This window comes from Carboxylicivirga linearis (assembly GCF_018271995.1).
GTDB classification, from domain to species: domain Bacteria; phylum Bacteroidota; class Bacteroidia; order Bacteroidales; family Marinilabiliaceae; genus Carboxylicivirga; species Carboxylicivirga linearis.
Genome location: NZ_JAGUCO010000018.1, coordinates 103,442 through 109,653 on the forward strand (window position 1 = coordinate 103,442; position 6,212 = coordinate 109,653).

Here is a 6,212-nt window from a genome sequence, read left to right on the forward strand (position 1 = left end):
ACATAGCCGAGCGGGGGGGATTTACACAATGCAGTTAGACATACGGGAGGAATAGCAACTAATAAATAAGAAATACTTTTATGAAGATTACTAAAATTTATGAAGGTTTTGGAACACTTAGTTCCAAAACAATTGAAGAGTTTGAAAGTAGATATACACTCAGATTACCGAAAGATTATAGAGATTTTTTAGTGAATAATAATGGAGGACGTGTTATTCCAAATGTATTTATGTCTCGAAATGGAGAGATCTCCTCTGATATTCAATTTTTATTTGGATTTACTGAACATACGAATTATGATATAGAGCAAGTAAAATTAGCTTTTAAAAATAGAATACCCGAAAATATTTTACCTATCGCCTGTGATTCAGGAGGAAATATAATAGGAGTTGGTGTCGGAAAAGATAATTATAATCAAATAATGTTTTGGAGCCATGATGCTGGTGAACTTAAAAAGGATTTATTTTATTTAAGTGGTAGCTTTAAGGAATTTATGGGATCATTATTTGAACCTGAAAAAGACTTCTCTGAATTTGATATTGCATTGAACATTCAGAATGTTAAATATTTTAGAAGAATTCTTAATGAGCTAGGTGACATTAATTTAATAACTAATGAGTATGATCAACCTTTGGCAGAAATAGCTGCTTTAAAAAATAAAGTAAATGTGTTAGAATTTTGTATCTCGAATAATGCAAGTTCTGAAGGTCTAATGGTAATTGCAAGTAAAACAGGCTCAATAGATGCAGTAAGGTTTTTACTCGAATGCAATGTATCTCCAAACCAGAAGGAAAATAAAGCAAATTTTGATTCTGCTTTAATTAAAGCATCAGCTTTAAATCACATTGATGTTGTAAGACTATTATTAAGCCATGGTGCAGATCCTAATATCTGTAATCGACATAACTTTACTGCCTTGCAAAAAGCTAAATCAATGAATTATGATGATATTGTAGAACTTCTTAAATGTTATGGTGCAGAGGAGTAAGTAACCAAACAGCTCGGTGTAGATTGCATCTACCCTGTTGTTACGATAAAGTAGTCTCAGACTACTTTTTAGATACCACGAAGTTACAAACTTCGCCGAGCGAGGGGGTATACTATCAGTAAAGGATTATATTATCCTGGCATGTAATTTTTAAAATGTAAATACTGACCAAATATTATTATCTGAGAATTGGCCATAAGAATGGATAAAAGAGATTAGAGTTGTACCATCAAGATAAAAGAAAAAATGAATGCTAAAAATAAGTTAATAAACCAAATAAAAATTGTAATAAACTATCTTGAAGTAACATATCAAGAAAGAGAAAGAACCAAAATCCTTGAATTAATTTATATGAGGTATAGAAATGCATTAAGACTCCTTGAAAACAATATGGCAAATAAAGATAATTTACATATTAACGGTGGAGTAAGAGCATATACTGATAGTTATAATGACTATAACAATCCCTTGCTAGAAGAAATGTATAAAGCAGAAAAATTGGTTAAAGAAGTTTTTTACCCCCGCTAAGCTAAGTATGCACCAAACAGCTCGGCGTAGATTGCATCTACCCTGCTGTTACGGTAAAGTAGTCTCAGGCTACTTTTTAGATACGACGCAGTTATAAACTTCGCCTGGCGGAGAAAATGCAAAAAATAGTTTAGTAGAACATTATAAGAATGCAAGAATAGAAAATTATGTTACAAAAATGCAAATTTCATTTTATTAGATTAGTTATATTAACTACTTATTCTATCATACTCTTTAGTTGTAAAAATTCATCAAATGATAAAGAAATAGAATATTATAAAGACGGTAGTATAAGGAGTTTGGTAGAAATTAATTCTCAAGGATTACGCGAAGGGGAATTTATAGAATATTATCCAGAAGGAAATACTATGCGTATAGCTTTATTTAAAAACGACACACTTAATGGATTTTAAAAATTACTATATAAAAACGGTAGTATAAAAGAAAAGGGTAAATATAAGAATGGATTACCTATTGGATGGATAGAATATTACAATAAGGACAATTACATAGATCAAAAAAATCAATATATTATTATTGAAGATACTAGTTATTTAAATCAAATCATATTCTATAAAAAAGATGGAGAAATCGATTATTCTAAAAGTTATTTTTTTAAGTTTTCATTTCCAGAAAACGAACCAAAAGATACTGTAAAAGTAAGATTGAGTCTTCATGTGCCAAATGACACCATAAGTTACATGGGGTTGATTATGATCCATCTGCCTCATGATAATGATAGTTGTTTAATTTATAGATTAGATGAGAATTTAAGATCTGAGTTTTATGCAATCTGTGATACAAATAATTTAATATCAGGTGAAATAACGCAAAGTTATTCGATAAATGATTCTTTAGTTAAAGAACATGTGTATTATTTTAAAGAATCTACTTTAAGGGGGATGTAAGCCCCCCGCTAAGCTAAGTATGCACCAAACGGGTAAAGAAGGAGGAGGTAAATATTATCAAATGCAGATGAATAGGTTGTTTAAGGAAGTCCTATTATCAGATTTTATTGACAGTAGCATCAATTATCTTGGAATAAGTCTTGGTACTCAGATTACTAAAATTGAAACTGTCATTTTAACTGATTATATAAATGAGCTTAATTTTGAAGTAAATGAATAGAATTACAAAAACAGACATTGTTGTTGTTTTAATCCTGTTAGTCATTTTAGCTATGGCAATAAATACAGAAAGAAATAATAGAAAATTATATAAAAATTCTCGATATACCATTGGCACAACAGTAAGAAGGACATATAATCGATTTGGCCAGAGCTTTCTTGATTATAAATATTCTGTTGAAGGTAAAGAATACATATGCACGCAGGAATATGAACAGACTAAAATTAAGAAAGGAGAAAATTACTATGTTATATTTCAATCTAATAAACCGAAGATAAGTAAATTATTAATAGATAAAGGGATTATCTCTGCTATTGATAGTATTCCTTATAATGGATGGACGGAACTTCCACGCTAATACCCCACTAAGCTAATAAGCACCAAACAGCTCGGCGTAGATTGTATCTACCCTGTTGTTACGGTAAAGTAGTCTCAGACTACTTTTTAGATACGACGAAGTTACAAACTTCGCCGAGCAGGGTATACTATCAGTATAGGATTATATTATTCTGGTATGTAATTTTTAAAATGTAAATACTATGAAGCTGTTAATTTATTTATTTTATAAGTTATTAAAGAGATTAAAATTTGGATTTAAAGGTGCAAGTAGCGTATCATATGCCAGTCATTTAATTATCAACATTATTGTGCTATTGTTATGTTTGTTTGATTATGTTTTAAGTATGGAATTAGGTTTTATTAAGTATCTTATAATATATATAGTACTTGTTACAATATTATTTATTTCTTGTATGATTTTCTATTCTAAATTTAGTGTCAATGTTATGGAAACTAAATTGATTAAAATGTATGGAAGTCAAAGGTTAGGTATCTATCAAAAAGTATTTAATACACTATTAGCTACTGTCTTATTGATAGACTTGACATTAATCATTCAACTTATAATTTATGTTGAAGGTTTATAATATTACGATTCCCAGCTCACACGCTAGTGCGCGATTGCACCTAAAATTCGCATGTCTAATTTTAGGTGCAATCGCGTTCCAACTAAGCACTAATTGCATTTATATTGCAAGTAAAATAAAGTTTGCTAACTGCAGCAGGCAATTAGCTTTACAGACACTCAATAACAAAGCCACGTACTTTTTGCGTGGCTTTTTATTGTTAGTATAACCTCGCGAAAGATTCGCGAGGCAGCATTGGAAATACTGGTAGCTCTAACATTGCAATTTGCGGACTTTGGACTTTGGGCTTGATACTTTTGCCTTGTCCTATTCTTCCTCGTAAACCATTTCCAAATCATCGATAATTAGAGTACTGCCTATGGCTCCTTCAAAGGCATCGCCACCAAAGCTCGATGTGGCAATTAGTGAGATGTGTGTTGGCAAAGCATAGCTGGATGAATCAGCACTCACAAAGTCATGATCAACAGGCATCATATAATCCGGAAATGAATTATCCAGTTCTCCATAGTAAAACGGCATTTCCACTGTCTTCATTTCTTCTTGTGTATCACTGCTTCGGAACCAGGCAGTAGCCAGTCGCTCTTTCTTTCCGTCTTTTCTTATTTCAAGCAAAGCATATATGTCGCATCCATCCGGGTAATCCAATACATTCCCTTGTCGGTCTTTATTTACTTCACCAGCCTTATAACTATATTTAAAACGAAGCATATCGGGTCTTCCTGAAAAGGAAGTTCCAAAAATGGTGGCAGCAGCAGGATTAGTAGGGTCAAGTTTATCCGTATCGAAATAACCTGTAAAGATAGCACCCGCCGAAATGGGTGTATTCAATGGTATTCCTGCCCATCCGTTATCGAGTGTTTCCATACGGGCTCCGTAGTTATCATTCCCAAAATCCTCGGGAACAGTTGCATATTTGCCTACCAATGCCGATCCCGGATTACCGGTTCCCCACACTGTGCTGGCAGCATCCGCTCCGGGTTCGTAGTATCCCTTTGAGGTTTGATACCAATCGTTTAATTGCCAATTAGTAATTTGCGGAGTTGCAGATGCCACATACGATTCTACAGTCCAAATATATTCCTTTCCACTTTCTGAAGTTACTTTAATTTGCTCTTCCGCAGTTAAATCGAGAATATCACCCACTTTTTTATCTGCAACGGCAAAAGACGACAAACTCATCTCCTGTATAGTAATCGCTGATAAATCAATACCACCGGGTATTTCAAGGGTGATATGAAAGTTACTGTTATCGATTACTGCGTTGCTGGCCTGATTACTCACAACAATATTTTTGATACGGCCGTAATCCGACAGTCCGAAAAAATCTTCCTCCACACATGATGCGAATAATAAAATGGCAATGATATATATGAATCGTTTCATTTCTAAATCTTTTTCTATTATTTACCCCTTCCAATGTAATACGATAAGCCCAGGTTTAATGAAAGCAGATCGATATTAAAGTTTACATTCTGCCTCACAACCCGCGATTCATCTTCCCCATCAACTGTTTTATCTCTTACTTTCATTTCGTACCCCAACACATCTAACTGTACTTCAAAAGCAAAGTTCTCCATTACAAAAAATGTCATACCCGGACTAATACCAACCCGAAAGTTATAGTCGGTAGTATACACTTTACTAATCTCATCATTGTTTTTTATCTCACGACTTAATGAATTAGCCACACCAGCCGTTATACCTACCTGTGTATAAAAACTCAATCTTTCGTTACGCGTAAGCGGCACCGAAGAGCGTATATTAGGGGTAAATTCATAACCTCGCTTAATACTATTAGACATCAGCGTATCGGGATCACGAAATATCTTTCCCTCAAACTTTTCCTGATAGTATTCAAAATCAAGCCCCACCATTGCATAATCACCAATGTAATACCCACCTTTAACACGAATACTAAAGTCGAGCTGCTGACCATCTATTACGCGCTGTAAAATCTGATCTACATTGGTTTGTTGCCTATCTTTAACCGTAAAGTCCAGACCTATATAGATGTTTTTTCTTTGAAACGGACTAAAATCATTGGTATAGTAATTCGACATTAAATCGTAAGGTGTTAACTTAAGCGAATCTCTTAATTCTAAATTCAACTCTTGCGATTTAGCTTTAAATCCATTGAAGATGATGAATGCAAACAATAAAGGATATGTATATTTATTCATGATAAAATGATATGCTAATACTAGAACATACAATTATAACAACATTTAGGTAAGTTATTATTATAATGCATATTTAACAACCACAAATAGATTTTCTTTAATAAACGCTGAGTAAGTTCTACTACTAATACACAATAGTATTGACCATACAAAGGTAACAAACCCCACGCTCCGAGCCATATCTTTTAATATCACCACTACTCAAAGCAAAACAACAATATCAGCCTCAACCATTATATTTCTGACACTTGCCCTCCTCCATTCAATTAATAAATGCCTCTCACATTACATTTTTTTAACACTCCACTATCTGTTATTATTACTAAAAAATGGTTCAATATGAAATTGAATGGGTGAAAATTCTCAGGTAAAAGTTAGCCCTAGATCGGCCTTGTCTGGTGAGCCATAAAGCAAGGTGAAGTTGCCGTTAAAATCGGTGCTGTTTGAGCGTAGCGAGTTCA

Annotated in this window: 6 protein-coding genes; 4 read left to right on the top strand and 2 right to left on the bottom strand. The window is 33.2% G+C overall.

The genetic code is table 11. From position 1 onward, the window contains the following. Positions 1-80: 80 nt before the first annotated feature. The 4 genes from KEM10_RS17645 (at position 81) to KEM10_RS17660 (ending at position 3,003) form a co-directional block, all read left to right on the top strand. The gene (locus KEM10_RS17645; RefSeq protein ID WP_212217406.1) at positions 81-989 is read left to right on the top strand and encodes an SMI1/KNR4 family protein; all 909 of its coding nucleotides are present in this window, start codon (positions 81-83) and stop codon (positions 987-989) included. A gap of 246 nt (positions 990-1,235) precedes the next feature. Continuing rightward, positions 1,236-1,517, top strand: a complete 282-nt coding sequence (locus KEM10_RS17650; RefSeq protein WP_212217408.1) for a hypothetical protein — start codon at positions 1,236-1,238, stop codon at positions 1,515-1,517. A 927-nt stretch (positions 1,518-2,444) separates the two neighbouring features. Further along, positions 2,445-2,645 carry a hypothetical protein gene (locus KEM10_RS17655; protein WP_212217410.1) on the top strand — a complete coding sequence of 67 codons (201 nt, stop codon included), beginning with the start codon at positions 2,445-2,447 and terminating at the stop codon, positions 2,643-2,645. Further along, complete coding sequence (locus KEM10_RS17660; protein WP_212217412.1) at positions 2,638-3,003, top strand: hypothetical protein; 366 nt, start codon at positions 2,638-2,640, stop codon at positions 3,001-3,003. Before KEM10_RS17655 ends, KEM10_RS17660 begins: the two co-directional genes overlap by 8 nt. An 874-nt stretch (positions 3,004-3,877) precedes the next feature. Here the strand turns inward: KEM10_RS17660 and KEM10_RS17665 are convergent. Next, positions 3,878-4,954: a PCMD domain-containing protein gene (locus KEM10_RS17665; RefSeq protein WP_212217414.1), complete on the bottom strand. Its 1,077-nt coding sequence runs from the start codon at positions 4,952-4,954 to the stop codon at positions 3,878-3,880. Positions 4,955-4,971: 17 nt separating this feature from the next. Then, positions 4,972-5,751 (bottom strand): outer membrane beta-barrel protein, encoded by a 780-nt coding sequence (locus KEM10_RS17670; RefSeq protein ID WP_212217416.1) that lies wholly within the window; start codon positions 5,749-5,751, stop codon positions 4,972-4,974. Positions 5,752-6,212 lie beyond the last annotated feature (461 nt).